15 protein-coding genes are annotated in these 19,905 nt (G+C 68.8%); 6 read left to right on the forward strand and 9 right to left on the reverse strand.

Features of this window, described 5'->3' with window-relative positions; translation table 11 throughout:
• Positions 1 to 6: 6 nt before the first annotated feature.
• Positions 7 to 2,592 carry an aminopeptidase N gene (pepN, locus tag A5730_RS10005; RefSeq protein ID WP_067898967.1) on the forward strand — a complete coding sequence of 862 codons (2,586 nt, stop codon included), beginning with the start codon at positions 7 to 9 and terminating at the stop codon, positions 2,590 to 2,592.
• Positions 2,593 to 2,657: 65 nt separating this feature from the next.
• Here the strand turns inward: pepN and A5730_RS10010 are convergent, their stop codons facing one another.
• The 3 genes from A5730_RS10010 to A5730_RS10020 all read right to left on the reverse strand — a co-directional run bounded on the left by A5730_RS10010 (position 2,658) and on the right by A5730_RS10020 (position 4,066).
• The gene (locus A5730_RS10010; RefSeq protein WP_067898972.1) at positions 2,658 to 3,125 is read right to left on the reverse strand and encodes a DUF5130 domain-containing protein; all 468 of its coding nucleotides are present in this window, start codon (positions 3,123 to 3,125) and stop codon (positions 2,658 to 2,660) included.
• The gene (locus tag A5730_RS10015; RefSeq protein WP_067899617.1) at positions 3,112 to 3,339 is read right to left on the reverse strand and encodes a hypothetical protein; all 228 of its coding nucleotides are present in this window, start codon (positions 3,337 to 3,339) and stop codon (positions 3,112 to 3,114) included. Before A5730_RS10015 ends, A5730_RS10010 begins: the two co-directional genes overlap by 14 nt.
• 79 nt (positions 3,340 to 3,418) lie before the next feature.
• A complete protein-coding gene (locus A5730_RS10020; RefSeq protein WP_067898975.1) occupies positions 3,419 to 4,066 on the reverse strand; it encodes an HNH endonuclease in 648 nt (215 codons plus the stop codon).
• A gap of 142 nt (positions 4,067 to 4,208) precedes the next feature.
• On the opposite strand from A5730_RS10020, the gene A5730_RS10025 reads away from it, so the two are divergent.
• The 4 genes from A5730_RS10025 (at position 4,209) to A5730_RS10040 (ending at position 8,009) form a co-directional block, all read left to right on the forward strand.
• Complete coding sequence (locus A5730_RS10025) at positions 4,209 to 4,604, forward strand: globin (RefSeq protein WP_055400194.1); 396 nt, start codon at positions 4,209 to 4,211, stop codon at positions 4,602 to 4,604.
• Positions 4,604 to 6,199: a glycoside hydrolase family 13 protein gene (locus tag A5730_RS10030; RefSeq protein ID WP_156745748.1), complete on the forward strand. Its 1,596-nt coding sequence runs from the start codon at positions 4,604 to 4,606 to the stop codon at positions 6,197 to 6,199. Before A5730_RS10025 ends, A5730_RS10030 begins: the two co-directional genes overlap by 1 nt.
• A gap of 129 nt (positions 6,200 to 6,328) precedes the next feature.
• Positions 6,329 to 6,940 (forward strand): DUF5134 domain-containing protein, encoded by a 612-nt coding sequence (locus A5730_RS10035; protein WP_156745749.1) that lies wholly within the window; start codon positions 6,329 to 6,331, stop codon positions 6,938 to 6,940.
• A 34-nt stretch (positions 6,941 to 6,974) separates the two neighbouring features.
• Positions 6,975 to 8,009: an FAD/NAD(P)-binding protein gene (locus A5730_RS10040; protein WP_067898985.1), complete on the forward strand. Its 1,035-nt coding sequence runs from the start codon at positions 6,975 to 6,977 to the stop codon at positions 8,007 to 8,009.
• 51 nt (positions 8,010 to 8,060) lie between these two features.
• Here A5730_RS10040 and A5730_RS10045 read toward each other — a convergent pair whose 3' ends face one another.
• The 5 genes from A5730_RS10045 to A5730_RS10065 all read right to left on the reverse strand — a co-directional run bounded on the left by A5730_RS10045 (position 8,061) and on the right by A5730_RS10065 (position 16,319).
• On the reverse strand, positions 8,061 to 8,729 hold the full coding sequence (locus A5730_RS10045) for a hypothetical protein (protein ID WP_067898988.1): 669 nt from the start codon (positions 8,727 to 8,729) through the stop codon (positions 8,061 to 8,063).
• A complete protein-coding gene (locus A5730_RS10050; RefSeq protein WP_055400158.1) occupies positions 8,717 to 9,130 on the reverse strand; it encodes a thioesterase family protein in 414 nt (137 codons plus the stop codon). The genes A5730_RS10045 and A5730_RS10050 overlap by 13 nt, the downstream gene beginning before the upstream one ends.
• Entirely contained in the window at positions 9,127 to 13,980 is a 4,854-nt protein-coding gene (locus A5730_RS10055; RefSeq protein WP_067898992.1) for an NAD-glutamate dehydrogenase, read from the reverse strand. The genes A5730_RS10050 and A5730_RS10055 overlap by 4 nt, the downstream gene beginning before the upstream one ends.
• 100 nt (positions 13,981 to 14,080) lie before the next feature.
• Positions 14,081 to 15,757, reverse strand: a complete 1,677-nt coding sequence (gene ettA / locus A5730_RS10060) for an energy-dependent translational throttle protein EttA (RefSeq protein WP_067898995.1) — start codon at positions 15,755 to 15,757, stop codon at positions 14,081 to 14,083.
• Positions 15,758 to 15,836: 79 nt separating this feature from the next.
• A complete protein-coding gene (locus A5730_RS10065; protein ID WP_067898999.1) occupies positions 15,837 to 16,319 on the reverse strand; it encodes a single-stranded DNA-binding protein in 483 nt (160 codons plus the stop codon).
• Positions 16,320 to 16,527: 208 nt separating this feature from the next.
• Here A5730_RS10065 and A5730_RS10070 point away from each other — a divergent pair, with 208 nt between their 5' ends.
• On the forward strand, positions 16,528 to 17,775 hold the full coding sequence (locus tag A5730_RS10070; protein ID WP_067899002.1) for an HNH endonuclease signature motif containing protein: 1,248 nt from the start codon (positions 16,528 to 16,530) through the stop codon (positions 17,773 to 17,775).
• Positions 17,776 to 17,854: 79 nt separating this feature from the next.
• On the opposite strand, the gene A5730_RS10075 is transcribed toward A5730_RS10070, so the two are convergent.
• Positions 17,855 to 19,879 carry a cytochrome c oxidase assembly protein gene (locus tag A5730_RS10075; RefSeq protein WP_067899005.1) on the reverse strand — a complete coding sequence of 675 codons (2,025 nt, stop codon included), beginning with the start codon at positions 19,877 to 19,879 and terminating at the stop codon, positions 17,855 to 17,857.
• Between the last annotated feature and the right edge of the window lie 26 nt (positions 19,880 to 19,905).

Genomic DNA, 19,905 nt, shown 5'->3' on the forward strand with positions numbered 1-19,905 from the left:
GGACGGGTGGCCCTTCCTAATCTGACCCGGGACCAGGCCGTCGAACGCGCCGCCCTGATCACCGTCGACAGCTACCAGATCGACCTCGACGTCACCGACGGGAACGGCGCGCCCGGCGAACGCACGTTCCGGTCCACGACCACGGTGGTGTTCGACGCGCTTCCCGGCGCCGACACCTACATCGACCTCGCCGCCGAGACCGTGCGCGCGGCCACCCTCAACGGTCACGAGCTCGACGTCTCCGGTTACGACGAATCGGCGGGCATCCCGCTGCCCGGCCTGACGAAACGCAACGTCCTCGTCGTCGACGCGGACTGCCGCTACTCCAACACCGGCGAGGGCTTGCACCGCTTCGTCGACCCGGTCGACGACGAAACGTACTTGTACTCGCAGTTCGAGACCGCGGACGCCAAGCGCATGTTCGCCTGCTTCGACCAACCCGACCTCAAGGCCACGTTCGACGTGCGGGTGACCGCGCCCAGGCACTGGAAGGTGATCTCCAACGGCGCCCCCCAGTCCGTCGAGGACTCGGACGGGGCCAGGGTGCACACCTTCGCCACCACCCCGCGGATGAGCACCTACCTGGTGGCGCTGATCGCCGGCCCGTACGCCGAGTGGAAGGACAGCTACACCGACGAACACGGGGAGATCCCCCTGGGCATCTTCTGCCGGGAATCGCTGGCGCGCCACATGGACGCCGAGCGGATGTTCACCCAGACGAAGCAGGGATTTGGCTTCTACCACAAGAACTTTGGCCTGCCGTACGCGTTCGGCAAGTACGATCAGCTGTTCGTCCCCGAATTCAATGCCGGTGCAATGGAAAACGCGGGCGCGGTGACGTTCCTGGAGGACTACGTCTTCCGCAGCAAGGTCACCCGGGCCTCCTACGAGCGGCGCGCCGAGACCGTGCTGCACGAGATGGCACACATGTGGTTCGGCGACCTGGTCACCATGACCTGGTGGGACGACCTGTGGCTCAACGAGTCGTTCGCGACATTCGCGTCGGTGCTGTGCCAGGCCGAGGCCACCGAATTCACCGAGGCCTGGACGACTTTCGCGACGGTCGAGAAGTCGTGGGCGTACCGCCAGGACCAACTGCCCTCGACGCATCCGATCGCCGCGGACATCCCCGACCTGGCCGCGGTCGAGGTGAACTTCGACGGCATCACCTACGCCAAGGGCGCCTCGGTGCTCAAGCAGCTCGTCGCCTACGTCGGCCTCGAACACTTCCTGGCCGGGCTGCGGGACTACTTTCGCACGCACGCCTTCGGCAACGCCACGTTCAGCGACCTGGTCGCCGCGCTGGAGAAGGCGTCGGGGCGAGATCTGTCCGACTGGGGCCAGCAGTGGCTGAAGACGACCGGATTGAACACGCTGCGACCGGATTTCGACGTCGACACCGACGGCCGGTTCACCCGATTCGCGGTGACGCAGAGTGGCGCCGCCCCGGGGGCCGGCGAAACGCGGGTGCACCGGCTGGCGATCGGCATCTATGACGACGACGGCGCCGGCAAGCTGGTTCGGGTGCGGCGCGAGGAACTCGACGTCGAAGGTCCGGTCACGGAAGTGCCTGCGCTGGTTGGTGTTTCGCGCGGGAAGCTGGTGCTGGTCAACGACGACGACCTGACGTATTGCTCGCTGCGCCTCGACGGCGAGTCGCTGCAGACCGCGCTGACGCGAATCGCCGACATCGCCGAGCCGCTGCCGCGCTCGCTGGTGTGGTCGGCGGCGTGGGAGATGACGCGCGAGGCCGAACTGCGGGCCCGCGACTTCGTGGCCCTGGTCTCGGGCGGGGTGCACGCCGAGAGCGAGGTCGGTGTGGCGCAGCGGCTGCTGCTGCAGGCGCAGACCGCGCTGGCCTCCTACGCCGAGCCGGGCTGGGCGCGCGAGCAGGGGTGGCCGGAGTTCGCCGACCGACTACTCGAGCTGGCGCGCGGCGCGCAGGCCGGATCGGACCACCAGCTGGCCTTCGTCAACACCCTGTGCTCGTCGGTGCTGTCCACCCGGCACGTGGTGACGCTGGCGGACCTGCTCGACCACGACCCGGCCGACCTGGGGTTGCCCGGGCTCGAGATCGACACCGACCTGCGATGGCGCATCGTGACCGCGCTCGCCAGCGCGGGCGAGATCGACGCCGACGGGCCCGCGACACCGTTTATCGACGCCGAGGTGCAGCGCGACCCGACCGCCGCCGGTAAGCGGCACGGCGCCCAGGCGGCGACGGCACGGCCGCAAGCGCAGGTCAAGGAAGAGGCCTGGACGACGGTGATCGAGGACGACACGCTGGCCAACATCACGGCCCGCGCCATCATCGCGGGCTTCGCCCCGCCCGGGCAGCGCGACTTGCTCGACCCGTTCACCGACCGCTACTTCGAGGCGATACCCGGCGTTTGGGCGCGGCGGTCCAGCGAAGTCGCGCAAACGGTGGTGATCGGCCTCTACCCGCACTGGAACATCAGCGAGGCCGGTATCGCGGCCGCGGACAAGTTCCTGTCCGACCCGGAGGTGCCGCCGGCGTTGCGGCGGCTGGTGCTGGAGGGCCAGGCCGGCGTGAAGCGGGCCCTGCGGGCCCGCAAGTTCGACGCCGACTAGGCGATCGCCACTAGACCCATGGTGGCGACCCGCAGCGCCCGGCTACGCCGCGCTTGCGATCGCCACTAGGCCGGGGAGATCCCCGCGCTCAGCACCCGGATCGCGCTGACCAGACCGTCCACCAGGTCGCCCCGCGCGAACGCCGACGACGCGGCGGCGACGCCGAGCGGCGCGGACGACTCGGCGCCCCGGCCGCGAACCTGCGAGCCGTAGACCACCTCGATGACCTCCTGATCCGGCGAGACCGCCAGCAGCACGGCATCGTCGGGCGTCGGCACCTGGGCCAGGATCTCGCGGGCCCGGGCGGCGGTGTCACTGCCCAGGTCGCCGAGGTAGATGGCGAACCGCGCCTTGGAGGCGCGCGAGCCGAACTTCAGCGCGTCGTCGATGGCGACCAGGTCCCTGATCGAGAACGGGTAATGGACCGACAGCTCGCCGGGTTCGGTGACCCCGGAAATCCGCCCGCTGGTCGTGATGACGAACCCGTTGGGCAGCTCGTCGGGCTCGATCGTCGCTACGTCACCACGTGCCACTTGCGCCACCTCCGACTGCGAATTCTGCTCCGCCGTGCCCGCCGTGCGCGTGACCGACGTCCTCGTCCGTCGCCGCCCACAGGATCGGCGCGTGCGTCCACTTGTCCGGCAGCTTGTAGGCGGCCGGATGGGGTCCCTTGTGGGACCAGATCAGCACCGCCAGCACGGCCACCAGCAGCAACGGTATCCCGATGAAGTACAGGTGAATCTGCAAAAGGCTCACGACGGAAACCGTATCCCACCCGGTGATCCGTCGGCACACTCGGACGCGACATGTCGCCCGATCACCGACGCTAGGCCGCGCCTTCGCCGAGGTAGCGCGCCCAGGCGGGATCGAGCTCCTTGACCGTCGACAGCAGCCGCCAGTGCTGCCCCGTGGGGGGCAGCGGCGTCCGGCGCAGCGCCCAGCCGAGTTCGGTGAGCAGCTTGTCGCCCTTGCGGTGATTGCACGTCGAGCAGCACGCGACGCAGTTCTCCCACGAGTGGTCACCGCCGCGGCTGCGTGGCACCACGTGGTCGACGGTGTCGGCCTTCGCCCCGCAGTAGGCGCACGAGAACCGGTCCCGGTGCATCAGCGCGGCCCGGGTCATCGGAACCCGGGCCCGGTAGGGGACGCGCACATAGGTTCGCAACTGAATCACCGACGGCACCACGATCGAGCTGGTGGCCGAGTGGATCACCGGCCCGGCCGGGTCGTGGTGGACCACGTCGGCCTTCCCGCAGATCACCATCACGATGGCCCGCCGCATCGGCAGGGCGGTCAACGGCTCGTACGTGGAATTCAGCAGCAGCACCCGCCGGCGACTCCACAGCGATGCGCCGTCTTGGCGGCTCGGGGGATGCGTATCGACGCTATGCAGGCATGACGCGGTTGGGGGCCCGGTTAACCCTGCCGCGGCACCAGAACTGCGGTGGGTGCGGCGTCTTTTGCCCTGCGCCATAGATCCTCCGCGGATAGTCCACCATGATTCGCCGCCAATCGCACCCCTATTGCAGGTGAACGGCATGTCGCCCGGGTGAACAGCGGGAGTGCCGTCGGCCCGGCTCAGCCGGACGCGGCCGCGATGGACCACAATGGAGGCAATGGATTCCGAGCCACAGTCCTTCTATGACGCCGTCGGCGGTGCCGACACCTTTCACGCGATCGTGTCCCGCTTCTACGCGCTGGTCGCCGAGGACGAGATCCTGCGCCAGCTGTACCCCGAGGACGACCTGGCGGGCGCCGAGGAACGGTTGCGGATGTTCCTCGAGCAGTACTGGGGCGGCCCGCGCACCTACTCCGACCGGCGGGGTCATCCCCGGTTGCGGATGCGTCACATGCCCTTCCGGATCACCCCCATCGAGCGCGACGCCTGGCTGCGCTGCATGCACATCGCGGTCGGCTCGATCGACTCCGCAACCCTGGACGACGAGCACCGACGCCAGTTGCTCGATTACCTGGAAATGGCTGCCCACTCGCTGGTCAACGCAGCCTTGTGATGTCGGCCCACGAAACTGAGCGGGGTGGAATGGACTCCAAGCCGTGGTGGTCAAGCGCGGTGTTTTATCAGGTGTACCCACGGTCGTTCGCCGACAGCACCGGCGACGGCGTCGGCGACCTGGACGGTCTGACGGCCCGGCTGGAGCATCTGGAACGGCTGGGCGTCGACGCGATCTGGCTCAACCCGGTCACCGTGTCGCCGATGGCCGACCACGGCTACGACGTCGCCGATCCGCGCGACATCGACCCGCTGTTCGGTGGGATGGCGGCGTTCGAGCGACTGGTGGCGGCCGCCCACGCCCGTGGCATCAAGATCACGATGGACGTGGTGCCCAACCACAGCAGCTCGGCGCACCCGTGGTTTCAGGCCGCACTGGCGGCCGGTCCGGGCACCGACGCCCGCGAGCGCTACTTCTTCCGCGACGGCCGCGGCGCGCAGGGCGAGCTGCCGCCGAACAACTGGACGTCGGTGTTCGGCGGGCCGGCGTGGACGCGGATCGTCGAACCCGACGGCAACCCGGGCCAGTGGTACCTGCATCTGTTCGATGCCGAGCAACCCGATCTCAACTGGGAGCACCCGGACATCTTCGACGACTTCGAGAAGACACTGCGCTTCTGGCTGGAACGCGGCGTCGACGGTTTCCGGATCGACGTGGCGCACGGGATGGCCAAGCCGTCCGACCTGCCCGACGCGACGGACGACATCAAAGTTCTCAGCCACAGCGACGACGACCCCCGCTTCAACCATCCGAGCGTGCATGAGATCCATCGCGGCATCCGCACGATCGTCGACGACTACCCGGGGGCGGTGACCATCGGCGAGGTGTGGGTGATGGACAACGCCCGGTGGGCCGAGTACCTGCGCCCCGACGAACTGCATCTCGGCTTCAACTTCCGGCTGACGAAGATCGACTTCGACGCCACCCAAGTCCACGACGCGATCGACAACTCGCTGGCGGCCACGGCACTCGAAAACGCCACGCCCACTTGGACATTGTCCAATCACGACGTGGGACGGGAGGTCACCCGCTACGGCGGCGGCGAGGTCGGGCTGCGGCGGGCACGGGCGATGGCGATGGTGATGCTGGCGCTGCCGGGCGCGGTGTTCATCTACAACGGCGAGGAGCTGGGGCTGCCCGACGTGGAGTTGCCCGACGACGTGCTGCAGGACCCGACGTGGGAACGCTCCGGGCACACCGAACGCGGCCGCGACCGGTGCCGCGTCCCGATGCCGTGGTCGGGCGACGCTCCCCCGTTCGGCTTTTCGTCCTCACCCGACACGTGGCTGCCGATGCCGAAGGAATGGGCCGCGCTGACTGTCGAGAGGCAGATCGCGGACCCCGAATCGACCTTCGCGTTCTTCGCCCACCTCATCAAGGTGCGCAAGGAGCGCACCGAATTCGACGGTGAGCAAATCGAATGGCTGACCGCGCCCCGCGATGCGCTGACCTTCCGGCGCCGCGGCGGCGGCGGTGTCTGCGCACTGAACGCCGGCCGCCGACCGATCCCACTGCCACCGGGGGAGCTCATCGTGGCCAGCGCACCGCTGGTCGACGGCAAACTCGCGCCGGACGCCGCGGCCTGGCTGGCCTGAGCGCTCAAAGATCCGGCGGAGCAGTCGGTTTCGCGCGCCTTCCGGGGTGTCGCTCGCGAGTCGGATACCCCGTGGGGGTACTGTCGTGTGCCATGACCGAGATCGAGCGCACCGGCGAAAGGTGGGGTGGTGGATAACACGTTGCGGTGGGTGGTGACCGCGCTCTTCGCCGTCAGCCTCGCGGCGTACGCGTATTTCCTTGTCGCCCAACGCCGCTGCTGGACCGGCGTCGTCAGCCAGTTGCTCCACCTGGCCATGTCCGCCGCGATGATCTTCATGGCCTGGGGTGTGGGAATGACCTTTCCGACCGCCGCCGCAACGTCGGGTTTCCTGCTCGGTGGCGCCTGGTTCTTCGGCATGGCCGGCCACCCGCGCTGGGCGGTCGACGGCCGGCTGACGAACTACTACTACGCCGTGATGATGGCGGCGATGGCGTGGATGTACGGCGCGATGAACGGCAGCCTGTCGGGCGGGTCCGCTCACTCGGGCGGCCCCGCGATGGACATGGCCGCGCCCGCGCCGCACCAGCACATGCCGACGGCCATACCGGGCTGGGTCACCGTCGTGAACTGGGCCGCGGCCCTGGGGTTCGCCGCGGTGGCGATCTACTGGGCCTACCGCTGGGCGGCCGGACGGTGGACGAACCTGATGCCGCGCGCCGTTCGGCTGACCCACGCGCAGATCGTGACCCAGACGGTCACCGCCGCGGGCACCGCGCTGATGTTCGCCGCCATCGCCTGAGCGGATTTCGCGGTCGCTCCTCTATACCTAGTACATGGCGACCTACGCGTGGACAGTCATCGGAGCCGGACCCGCGGGAATGGCCGCGGTGGGCCGGCTGCTCGATCGAGGCGTACCGCCGGACAAGATCGCCTGGATCGATCCCGCCTTCGCCGCGGGAGACTTGGGCGGCAAATGGCGGTCGGTGTCCAGCAACACCATTGCCGGGACCTTCATGAGTTTCCTGAATGGCGCTGCGGCGTTTCGGTTCTCGCAGGCACCCCCATTCCCCCTGGCCGAGGTCGATCCGGAGGAGACGTGTGCGCTCGCCCTGGTCGCCGACCCGTTGGTGTGGGTCACCGAGCACCTGCGCGAACGCGTGCATGTTTTCCAGACGACGGCCACCAACTTGGCCCTGCGGCGACGGCGGTGGTGGATCGAAACGCGGGACACGGAATTGACCTCCGACAACGTTATCCTCGCCGTCGGCGCGGTACCCAAGGGCCTCGACTACCCCCTCGACGAGATTCCGGTCGAGGTAGCACTCGACGCCGACAAGCTCGCCGAGGTGCCGCTCGAAGGGGCGACGGTCGCGGTCTTCGGTTCGTCGCACTCGTCGATGATCGCGCTGCCGCACCTGCTGCGGCTTCCGGTCGACCGCGTGATCAACTTCTACCGCAGCCCACTGAAATACGCCGTCTACCTGGATGATTGGATCTTGTTCGACGACACCGGCCTCAAGGGGCGGGCCGCCGCGTGGGCCCGCGAGAACATCGACGGGGTCCATCCGGACAAGCTGGAGAGGTGCTGGGTTTCCGCCCCGGAATTCGACGAGAAACTCGCCGAGTGCGACCACGTTGTCTACACCGTCGGTTTCGAACGGCGGCAGCTGCCCGAGACGCCGCAGTGGGGCCCGCTGGAGTACAACCGGATGAACGGTATCCTGGCGCCCGGTCTGTTCGGGCTGGGCATCGCCTTCCCCGAGTACGCCGAGGACCCCTACGGCTATGGGCAATTCCGCGTCGGCCTGAAGAAGTTCATGGACCACCTGGACGCGGTCCTGCCGCTGTGGATGGTCTACGGCACCTGACGAAGAAGCCCGGGATGCCCGCCATTTGGCTCACCGAGATTTAGAAGTCCGTCAGCTCAGCAACAGCGGGTCGCCGCGGCGGCGATACACCGAGCCGAACCGGGCGTCGATCCGCAACCAGGTCGGCAGGATCCGCACCCGGATCATTTCGTCCGCCCCGACGGCATCCGGTGACTGCGGCAGGAAGCCCATTGCGGTCAACGCGAACACGCACCGCATGGGCAGGCCCACGCTGGCATCGGCGGAGCTCACCTGGATGACTTCCTGGTCGAGTAGCGAGACGGGCGGACCGTGCGAACTGCCGTGCTCCTTGGCGAGGCGCGCGCCGCGCTGCGCCAGGTCGAGTACCACCCGGGCGGGGATGTCCTCGAGGTGGGTGAAGCCGGAGTCCGGCGGCAGGGCACCCCGCCACGCGGAGTCCATCGCGAAGCCGGGATCGACGAAGCCCGCGTCGTCCATCGCCGACAGGCCGCGCGCCAGGGCGTCCGCGCCCACCGACAGATCCTCGGGCCGCACCTCGCCGGCCACCACCCGGCTGGCCAGAACGTCGAAACCCGTTGCCACCCAGGCCGTCAGCAACCCGGGCGGGCGCGCGCGGAGCCGAATCACCGCGGCGTCGTCGAGACGCATCGCGTAATCGACGAACGCGGTCAGGTCCCTGCGCTGGGCGGCCGGGTCGCGTGGCCCCAACCAGAGTCCGCGGTCAACTACCGGATCCACCGCTGCAAATACTCCCGATGGTGTGGGGAGAGCCGAACCAGCCGCTCCTCCTCGATATGGACGGCGGCCAGTTGCGACTCGGCGATGACGGCGGGCTTGGATTCCGGGTCCGCGGACACCGAGCGCACCTCGTAGCCCAGCGTGAAGTCGACCGCCCGCAACCGCTTGGTCCACATCGTCACCTGCAGCGGCGAATCAACCAGCCGCAGCTGACCTTTGTAGGTCACTTTGACTTCGGCGATCAGCAACCCGATGGTCAAGATGTCGACCTCGAACGCCTCGCGCAGGAATTGGACGCGCGCCTCCTCGAGGATCGTGACCATCGTGGCGTGGTTGACGTGCTGATACATGTCGATGTCCGACCAGCGGACCGGTACGGGGGCTACGAAGCCGACGCTCAACTCGACGATCCTCTTCCGCTCGTGCGGGTCATGCGCCGGATCTGACGCGCGGCCACCGACAACGTCGCGAGGTCCTTTTCCCCGCTTTCCTGGATCTCCACCAGCGTGCGGCGCGCCCGCTCCACCCTTGATGCGGACAGGTGTTCCCATTCCGCGATCTTCTCCTCGCCGCTTTCGTCGGGCTCCCCCACGGCGAGCACGTCGAAGCACAGCGACCGCAGCGAGGCGTAGATGTCGTCGCGAATCGCCAAGCGCGCCAGGGAATGCCAGCGGTCGTTGCGGGGCAGTTCGGACACCGCCGTCAGCAGGCCGTCGGTGCCCAGCCGGTCCATCAGGGCGAAATAGGTGTCGGCCACCTCGGCGGCGTCGATGTCGTTGATGTCGGCGATGTCGATGATGTCCAGCAGGCTGAAGCGGTACAGGCCGGCGGCGATCATGTACGCCAGGTCTTTCGGTGCACCCTGCGAGGAGAACTCGGCGGCCTCCTTCTCGACGATCGCCTTGTCGTCGCCGCGCAGCCACTCCGACATCCGGGGGGTCAGGTCCTTGACCTTGGCGGCGAACCGGTTGATCTCGGCGCCGACGGCCAGCGGCTGTGGACGGTAGTTGAGCAGCCAGCGGCCGGCGCGGTCGATCAGCCGCCGGGTGTCCAGCGTGAGCCGATCCGACAGCGCGACAGGCAGATTCGCCGCCCGGATGCGCCGCCAGATCTCCCCGACGCTGAAGATGGCGTCGGTGGCGACGTAGGTCCGCACCGCGTCGACCGGGCCGACGCCGACATCTTCGGTGATCCGGAACGCGTAGCTGATGCCGGCGGTGTCGACCAGATCGTTGATGAGCATCGTGGTGACGATCTCACGGCGCAACTGGTGACCGCGGATCTCGGGGGTGAACCGTTCGCGCAGCGGTGTCGGAAAGTATTGGGGCAGCCGGGAAGCGAACACATCCTGCTCGGTCAGTTCGGTGTTCAGCATCTGCTCTTTGAGCCCGAGTTTGACGTGCGCCATCAGCGTGCACAGCTCGGGCGACGTGAGACCGATGCCGGCCTCGCACCGCCGGTCGATCTCCTTTTCCGACGGCAGCGCTTCCAGTTCGCGGTTGAGCCCCCGCTCGTCGACCAGGTATTGAATCTGCCTGCCGTGCACCGGCAACAGGCTGGCCGCATTGGCGCGGCTGGTGCCGATCAGGTCGTTCTGATCCTCGTTGTCGGTGAGCACGAGTTGGGCGACCTCGTCGGTCATCGACTCCAGCAGCGGCTTGCGCTCGTCGCGATCGACCCGGCCGGCGGTGACCAGCGAGTCGATCAGGATCTTGATGTTGACCTCGTGGTCAGAACAGTCCACCCCGGCGGAGTTGTCCATCGCGTCGGTGTTGATCCGCCCGCCCGACAGGTCGAACTCGACGCGGCCCAGCGCGGTCACCCCCAGGTTTCCGCCTTCGCCGATCACCTTGGCGCGCACCTGACTTGCGTTCACCCGCACCGGGTCGTTGGCGCGATCGCCCACGTCGGCGTCGGACTCGGATTCGGCCTTGATGTAGGTGCCGATGCCGCCGTTGAACAGCAGGTCGACCGGCGCCTGCAGGATCGCCTTGATCAGGTTCGGCGGGGTCATTTCGGTGACCTCGCCGTCGATGCCCAGCGCGTCGCGCACCTGCGGGCTGACCGGGATGGACTTGTGCTCGCGGCTGTACACCCCGCCGCCCTCGCTGATCAACGATTTGTCGTAGTCGTCCCAGCTGGACCGCGGCAGGTCGAACATGCGCCGGCGTTCCTCCCACGACGACGCGGCGTCGGGGTCGGGGTCGATGAAGATGTGCCGGTGATCGAAGGCGGCGATCAGCCTGATGTGCTTGGACAGCAGCATGCCGTTGCCGAACACATCGCCGCTCATGTCGCCGACGCCCACCACGGTGAAGTCCTCGGCCTGGGTGTCGACGTCCATCTCCCGGAAGTGGCGTTTGACGGCCTCCCACGCCCCCCGGGCGGTGATCCCCATCGCCTTGTGGTCGTAGCCCACCGATCCGCCGGACGCGAACGCGTCGCCCAGCCAGAACCCGTAGGACTTCGCGACGTCGTTGGCGATGTCGGAGAAGGTGGCGGTGCCCTTGTCGGCGGCCACCACCAGGTAGGCGTCGTCGCCGTCCCGGCGGATCACCTCGGGCGGCGGGCTGACCTTCTTGGTGGCGTGGTCGACGTTGTCGGTGACGTCGAGCAGCCCGGAGATGAAGAGTTGATAGCAGGCCACACCTTCGGCGCGGGTGGCATCGCGGTCCTCCGCCGGATCGCCGGTCGCCAGCGGTGGGCGCTTGACCACGAAGCCGCCCTTGGCCCCGACCGGGACGATGACCGCGTTCTTCACCGCCTGCGCCTTCACCAGGCCGAGGATCTCGGTGCGGAAGTCGTCGCGGCGGTCGGACCAGCGCAGGCCGCCGCGCGCCACCGGGCCGAAGCGCAAGTGGACGCCTTCCACGCGGGGCGAGTACACGAAGATCTCGTACTTGGGGCGTGGCAGCGGCAGCTCGTCGATGAGTTGGGCATCCAGCTTGAGGGCCAACACGTTTCGCGCACGCGCCGAACCCTCGCGCGTGACGAAGTAATTGGTGCGCAACGTGGCCTGGACCAGGGAAGCGAACGCGCGCAGGATGCGGTCGGTGTCCAGACCCACGACCGCGTCGATGTCGGCGGCGACCGCAGCGGCGGCCGCCTGCGCGTCGCGACTGGTCGGCGATCCCGCGGAAATGGAAGCCTTGGGATCGAAGAGCGCTTCGAACAGCGTGACCAGCGACCGCACGGTCGAGGGGTGCTCGTTGAGCACCGCTTCGATGTGGGACTGGCTGTAGGGAAAACCAGCCTGCCGCAGGTATTTTGCGTAGGCGCGCAGCAGCACGACCTGTTGCCAGCTCAGCCGCGCGCGCATGACCAGCTCGTTGAACCGGTCGATCTCCACGCGGCCCTGCCAGATGGCGGTGACCGCGTCGGCAAACCGTTGCGCGGTCGCGTCGCGCTCGGCGGCCGTGGTCGCCGGCTTGATTGTTGGGTGCGGCGAGATCTTGAACTGGTAGATCCACACCGGCAGCCCGTCCGGGCGGGTCACGGTGAAGGGCCGCTCCTCGAGGACCACGACGCCCATGCTCTGCAGCATTGGCAGCAGCTGGCTCAGCGAGGCGGTGCGCCCACCCAGGAACCAGGTCAGCTGGGCCGCCCCGTCCTCGCCGCGTTCGGAGAACAACAGCTTGACCGAATTATCTTGCAGCTCTTTGATGATGCCGATGTGCTCGATGGCGTCGACGGGGCTGACGGACTGTTTGTAGGCCTCGGAGAACGCGGTCGCGTAGTGCTCGACCTCGGCGTGCTCGACGGACCGGTCCGCGGCGGCGCCGATCAACCGGTCGGTCCAGGTTCGCGCCGCCTCGCTCAGCATCCCCTGGATGCGGACCCTGTTCTCCTCCGAGACGTCCACGGGCGCCGCCTCTTCGGGCAGCCGGACCATGAAATGCATGAGGGCCCACGGTGATTCGCTGACGCGGGCGGTGAATTCCAGTCGCGTGCCGCCGAACTCGCGGACCAGGATGTCCTCGATCTGCAACCGCACCTGTGTGGTGTAGCGGTCGCGTGGCAGATAGACCAGGCAGGAGACGAAGTATTGGAGCCGGTCGGCGCGCAGGAACAACAGCGCCCGCCGTTGGGATCCCAGATCCACCACCGCTTTGGCCATCGCCAGCAGCCGCTCGGCGCTCAGCGTGAAAAGTTCGGAGCGCGGGACGGTTTGGATTACGTCGAGCAGAAGCTGGCCGGGGTGGATCGGGTCGCTGTCGGCCATGGTGAGCGCGTCGCGCACCCGGGTGGAGACCGTCGGGATCTCCAGGACGTCGGCGTTCATGGCGGCGACAGTGAACAACCCGACGAAGCGGTGCTCGACGATGCCGTCGTCGCCGCCGACGTTCTCGCGAACGGCGATGGCGTACGGGTAGGCGCCGTAGCGCAGATAGCTGCCGACGACCGATTGCGCCAGCACCAGCATCTTGTCGTCGTCGGTCAGCCGGGGGCGGGAACCGGTGCGGGTGCGCAGGACACCCAGGCCGGGTGACCCGTCACCGGAGACCAGACCCTCGTGCACGCGGCAGCGCTGGTAGCCCAGCAGCAAGAAATTCCCGTTGCCCAGCCAGCGCAGCAGCGCCGCGACGTCGTCACGGTCGGGGGCCGAGAAGTGGCCGTGCTCGTTGGTTTCGACGTCGGCGGCCAGCCCGCTCAGGGTGGCGATCAACACGCCCGCGTCGCTGGCGACCTGCTGCACGTCCGAGAGGACCTTGGGCAGCAGCCGTTGGACCTCGGCGAGGCCCTTGCCGTCGACGGACGGCAGCAGCTGCACGTGTATCCACGCCTCCCCCAGGTATTGCGGGGCCCCGGGCGGCTTCGGTTCGACGGTGACCAGGTCGCCGCTCGGGTTGCGGTGCACCTCGAACACGGGCGTCATGATGGCCGTGTAGGGCACACCGAGCCGGTGCAGCAGCACCGTGACGGAGTCCAGCAGCATGCCGCCGTGGTCGGTGACGACTTGCATCGCGGGCCCGATTCCGGTCGGGTCGTCCGGGGGGTAGACCGCGACGCGGCTTTCACCGGCGGGACGGTGCTGCCCGAGCCGATAGTGGGCGCCCAGCATGGCGGGAGTCACGATGGCGGCCGGAACGGTCAGGTCGATCGGACCGGATTCGGCGGCTCCCGGCTGGTCGCCGTGCGGACCGCGATAACTCTCGATGTAGGCCTTCGCGATCCAGTCCGGGATGTCCTGCTGCTGGGTGAATGTGGTCCACGGCTGCAGGGCCTGCTTGGCTCCGGGATCGATCGTCATGCCGATGGCTCCCAACTCGCGACCATTGCCACTGTGCTCAACCGCCCGCTCCTGTGCCGCCGTGCCGCCGCATCGCCGTCGAGGGGCAGCGCAGCTGACACTAGTCGCGCGTGAGCTTCCGGTGGGTCACTCTGTGCGGTCGCGCCGCGTCGACGCCGAGCCGTTCGACCTTGTTCTCCTCGTAGGCACCGAAGTTGCCCTCGAACCAGAACCACTTGGCCTCGTTGTCCTCGTCGCCCTCCCAGGCCAGGATGTGGGTGCAGGTGCGGTCCAGGAACCAGCGATCGTGGGAGATCACCACCGCGCAGCCGGGGAATTTCTCCAAGGCATTCTCCAGCGAACCCAGCGTCTCGACGTCCAGGTCGTTGGTCGGCTCGTCGAGCAGGATCAGGTTTCCGCCCTCTTTCAGCGTGAGCGCCAGGTTCAGCCGGTTGCGCTCGCCGCCGGACAGCACGCCGGCCGGCTTCTGCTGGTCGGGCCCCTTGAACCCGAAGGCCGAAACGTAGGCGCGCGACGGGATCTCATTCTGGCCGACCTCGATGTAGTCGAGGCCGTCCGAGACGACCTCCCACACGGTCTTCTTGGGATCGATGCCGGCGCGGGACTGGTCCACGTAGCTGAGCTTGACGGTCTCGCCCACCTTGACGGTCCCGCTGTCCGGCTGCTCGAGCCCGACGATGGTCTTGAACAGCGTGGTTTTGCCGACGCCGTTGGGGCCGATGACGCCCACGATGCCGTTGCGGGGCAGGGTGAAGGACAGGTCCTTGATCAGGGTGCGCCCGTCGTAGCCCTTGTCGAGATGCGAGACCTCGACCACCACGTTGCCCAGCCGCGGCCCGACCGGGATCTGGATCTCCTCGAAGTCGAGCTTGCGCGTCTTCTCCGCCTCGGCGGCCATCTCCTCGTAGCGCTGCAGGCGGGCCTTGTTCTTCGCCTGGCGCGCCTTGGCCCCCTGCCGCACCCAGGCCAGCTCCTCGGTCAGCCGCTTCTGCAGCTTGGCGTCCTTGCGGCCCTGCACCGACAACCGCTCGGCCTTCTTTTCCAGGTAGGTCGAGTAGTTGCCCTCGTAGGGGTAGGCGCGGCCGCGGTCGAGCTCGAGGATCCACTGGGCGACGTTGTCCAGGAAGTACCGGTCGTGGGTCACGGCCAACACCGCGCCCGGGTATGCGGCCAGGTGCTGTTCGAGCCACTGCACGCTTTCGGCGTCCAGGTGGTTGGTCGGCTCGTCGAGCAGCAACAGGTCGGGCTTGGCCAGCAGCAGCTTGCACAGCGCCACCCGGCGCCGCTCGCCGCCGGACAGGTTCGTCACCGGCTCGTCCGGCGGCGGGCAGCGCAGGGCGTCCATGGCCTGCTCGAGCTGCGAGTCGAGGTCCCACGCGTCGGCGTGGTCGAGCTCCTCCTGCAGCCGGCCCATTTCCTCCATCAACTCGTCGGAGTAGTCGGTAGCCATCAACTCGGCGACCTCGTTGAAGCGGTCCAGCTTGACCTTGATCTCGCCCAGACCCTCTTCCACGTTGCCGCGAACGGTCTTCTCCTCGTTCAGCGGCGGCTCCTGCTGCAGGATGCCGACCGTGGCGTCGTTGGCCAGGAAGGCTTCGCCGTTGTTCGGCTTGTCCAGCCCGGCCATGATCCGCAAGACGCTCGACTTGCCGGCGCCGTTGGGCCCGACGACACCGATCTTGGCTCCCGGGTAGAAGCTCAACGTGACGTCGTCCAGGATCACCTTGTCGCCGTGCGCCTTGCGGACCTTTTTCATCGTGTAGATGAACTCAGCCATGCCGCGGTCATGCCTTTCTGGTTTTTGAGAGAGTTCTCGCGACCATCCTAGGCATCGCCCGCGGGCCCGGATTCCGCAGCTAAGCCGACATCGGCAGCGGTCCGGTGTCGGCGGACTCGGCGCCGCCGTCGCCGTCGGCGTCCGCACCGCCGCTGCCGGCGGGCTCCGCGGCCGGTGTGGCGGGGTCGGCGGGGGCCGGACCGGTGTAGCCCGGCCGCTCGATGCGCACGATCGCGCGGGACACATCCGGCCCGACGGAAGTGGCCCGCATTTCCAGGGACGAGCGGCGGTTGCCGTCGCGGTCCTCGTACTCGCTGGTGTACACGTGGCCCACCACGATCACCGGTGCCCCCTTGCCCAACGCGGCGCCGACGCCGGTGACCAACTTGCCCCAGCAGTTGACGTTGATGAACAGCGAGTTACCCGGCTCCCAGCCGCCGTCGGCCGTGCGCCGCCGGGAATTGCTGGCGACGCGGAACTTGATCACCTCCTGGCTGCCCACCTGTCGGCGTTCGGGGTTGGTGACGATGTGTCCGACGACCGTAAGCGGTGTTTCAAACATGGGCTGATCCCTTCTCGGTTGCTATTTCTCTGGTGTGGTGACCATTGACCTCGTCCCCACCGACGGACCGCGCATTTCGGGGCTGCAAACCGCTGGGTCGGCGGGCGGCCCTGTGGACATAGGCGGGAGTGTGGATCAGTCCGATCGCACGTCCGCGGACCACCCGCAGCAGCCGGAACTTGTCGTACCCCGTTGCGATCGTGGGTCCATGTCTTCGACCGCATCTGCCGGCGCTGTGGCAGTGAGTCCTACCGAGCGTTTGGACGAGGTGTTCGAGGAGTTGGCGGAGTTGGCCGGCCAGCGCAACGCGATCGATGGGCGCATCGTGGACCTGGTCGCCGAGATCGATCGTGATCAGCTGTGCGGCATGACCGGCGCGCGCTCCGTCGCGGCGTTGGTGGCCTGGAAGCTGGGGTTGTCCCCGGCCGCCGCGAACACCATCGCCACCGTCGCACACCGGGCCGAGGAGTTCCCCCGCTGCACGCGGGGGCTGCGCGAGGGTCGGCTCTCGCTGGATCAGGTCGGCGTCATCGCCGCGCGCGCCGGCGAGGGCTCCGACGCGCACTATGCGGAGTTGGCGCGGGTAGCCACGGTGCACCAACTGCGAACCGCGATCAGCCTCGAACCCCGCCCCCCTGACCCCGGTCCCCGGCCCGAGCCGGAGCGCTCGTTCACGAAGACTTCCACCGAGCAGGGCAGCTGCTACCGGATCACCCTCCCGCCTCCGGACGCCGCGAAGTTCGACGCCGCGTTGGCGTCACACCGGGACGCGCTCATCGCCGAGTGGAAACAGGACCGCACCGACGGAGCGTCAGAAAGCGCGCCGCCGCTGCCGGGCACCGTCGAGGCGTTTGTGCGGCTGGTGGAGGCCGGCTGGGATGCCGAGGCGGCCCGGCGGCCGCACGGGCAGCACACCACTGTGGTGGTGCACGTCGACACAGAGAAGCGCGCCGCGGCACTGCATCTGGGTCCGCTGCTGTCCGATTCCGAACGCCGCTACCTGACCTGTGACGCCACCTGTGAGGTTTGGTTCCACCGGGACGGCCAGCTCATCGGCGCGGGCCGAACCACGCGCCAGATAAGCCGACGACTACGCCGCGCGCTGGAGCACCGCGACCGCACGTGCGCTGTGCCCGGCTGCGGCGCGACTCGGGGTCTGCACGCTCACCACGTCTGGCACTGGGAAGACGGCGGCCCCACCGAGCTGACCAACCTCGTGCTGGTTTGTCCCTATCACCACCGGCTGCACCACTCCGGGGGCATCACCATTGTCGGACCCGCACACGATCTGACCGTCACCGACGCCGCCGGGCGCACACTGAGTCCGGGATCGCTGGCGCGCCAACCCACCGGACCGCCGCCCGCCGTCCCACCGTGCCCGGGACCGATCGGTGAACGCGCCGACTGGTGGTGGTATGACCCCTTCGAGCCCCAACCACCACCGTCCAACAACTAGTCCGATGACGGGGTGCCGTCAGGGCCGAAGAACCGCGCACCGACCAAGAGCCGCTCGAGGCCCGCACCGCAGCACCTTGTCACTGGGGCCGAGCGCTGCCCGGCGCGTCGCGCCGCGCCAGCTCGGCCAGCATCGCGTTGTAGGCGACCAGCTCGGCGTCGTCGTCGCGCTCGGCGGCGCGGTCCAGCCGTCGGGCGGTGCGGTCGTCGCTGCGCGCCCACTGCACCAGCAGCGCCAGCATCACGATCACCAGGGGCAGCTCCCCGGCCGCCCAGGCGATGCCGCCGCCCAGCCCGTGGTCGCCCAGCAGGTCGGTGTGCCAGCTCAACCCGAGTGACCGGTAGTAGTCGGCGCCGAGCACCCTGCGGGTGCCCATCAGCACCACCCCGAAGAACGCGTGCAGCGGCAACGACGCGAACACCACGCCCACCTTGGCCAGCGGCGGGATCGGCCGCGGCGTGGGGTCGACGCCGATGACGATCCAATAGAACAGGTAGCCGCTGAGCAAAAAGTGCACGTTCATCGCCAGGTGCCCCGCGTGGCTGCCGACGGCGGTGTCGAACAGGGTCGACAGGTACAGCCCGTAGAACCCGGCGACGAACAGCGCGGTCGCGACGACGGGGTTGGTGAGGAACCGCGACAGCCGGCTGTGCAGCGCGGCCAGCAGCCATTCCCGCATGCCGGGCGGGTCGTCTCGGCCGGCGGCGGGCAGCGCCCGCAGGGCCAGGCTCACGGGCGCGCCGAGCACCAGCAGGATCGGGACCAGCATCGACAAGCCCATGTGGGCGACCATGTGGACGCTGAACATCGCCGGCATGTAGCGACCGATGCCCGAGGAGGTGACGAACAGCAAGGCCAGGCAGCCGAGCAGCCAGGCCGTGGTCCGGCCGGGCGGCCACGCGTCGCCGCGGCGGCGCAGGCGCAATACGGCGGCCACGTAGAGGCCGGCGAGCACGATCGCGGCGGTGCCGAAGATCAGATCGAAGCGCCAGTCGAACAGGATGCGCGCCGGCGTGGGCGGGCCGTTGAAGTCGTAGCCGATCTCGGCCTCGGGTATCGAGGGCAGCCGGGCCGGCGGTGGCGGCGGCGGGGTGCGGCCCAGCCCGACGGCGACGCCGAAGGTGAGGCCGAAGACGGCGGCCTCGGTGAGGGCCAGCCGAAGCAGGACGCGGCGCGCCCCGTTCGGTTCGGCCTGCAATCGGCCGATCGAGGAGCGCCGCTGACGCCAGCCCAGCACGCCCAGCACGCACAGCGCGAGGAACTTCGCGACCACCAGCCGCCCGTAATCGGTGGTCAACAGGTCACCGAGCGGCACGCGCACCACGGCGTTCATCACGCCGCTCAGCGCCATCGCGACCCAGCACCACAGCGCGACCGCGGAGAACCGCCGCGCCGCCAGGGCGAGGTGCCCGCCGCCCCGCAAGCCGCAGGCCGCCAAGGCCAGCAGGCCCCCGGCCCACAGGCCGGCCGCCACCAGGTGGATCAGCAGGCTGTTGGTGGCCAGGTCGTGCGCCCCGCCGGCCGACGAGTGCCCGGTCAGCCCCAGCGGGATGAGCGTCAGCAACGAGCCGGCGAACAGCAGCGGCGTCCACGACCAGCGCAGCACCGGCAGGCTGGCCAGCATCACCAGCGCGGCCAGCGCCGCGGTCCACCGCCAGGCCGACGCGGTGGTGACCAGGCCCGCCACCGACCAGATGCGCACGGGGTTCAACAACGCGCCCAACGGTCGGCCCGACACGTCCGACACGGTCAGCGGCACCAGCAGCGCGGCACACACCGCCCAGACCCCGGACGCGACCGTCCCCAGGCGAAGCGCCCGGTACCCGTCCGCGTCCAGAACACCGCTGCGCTGCGGAGGCACCAGAAACGCCGCGAACAGGAACGACCCGACGGCCAGCACCGCGGCGATCTCCCCGGCCGCCCGGACGAACGGCAGGCCCAGCGTGGTTGCCGGGCCCGGGTTCGGCAACCCCGTGGCGCTCAGCGAGTCGGCCAGCGACAGCGCGCCGATCCCGGCGGCCGTGCAGCCCGCCAACACCGCGACGCCGATCAGCAGCGGCCACGCCAGCGCGCGCGGGGTGCTCACCGACCGATCGACCGTCATGCAGCCAGGGTATGGGCGCGAACCCG

The organism is Mycobacterium sp. ACS4054 (genome assembly GCF_001667275.1).
In the GTDB taxonomy this organism is placed as follows: Bacteria; Actinomycetota; Actinomycetes; order Mycobacteriales; family Mycobacteriaceae; genus Mycobacterium.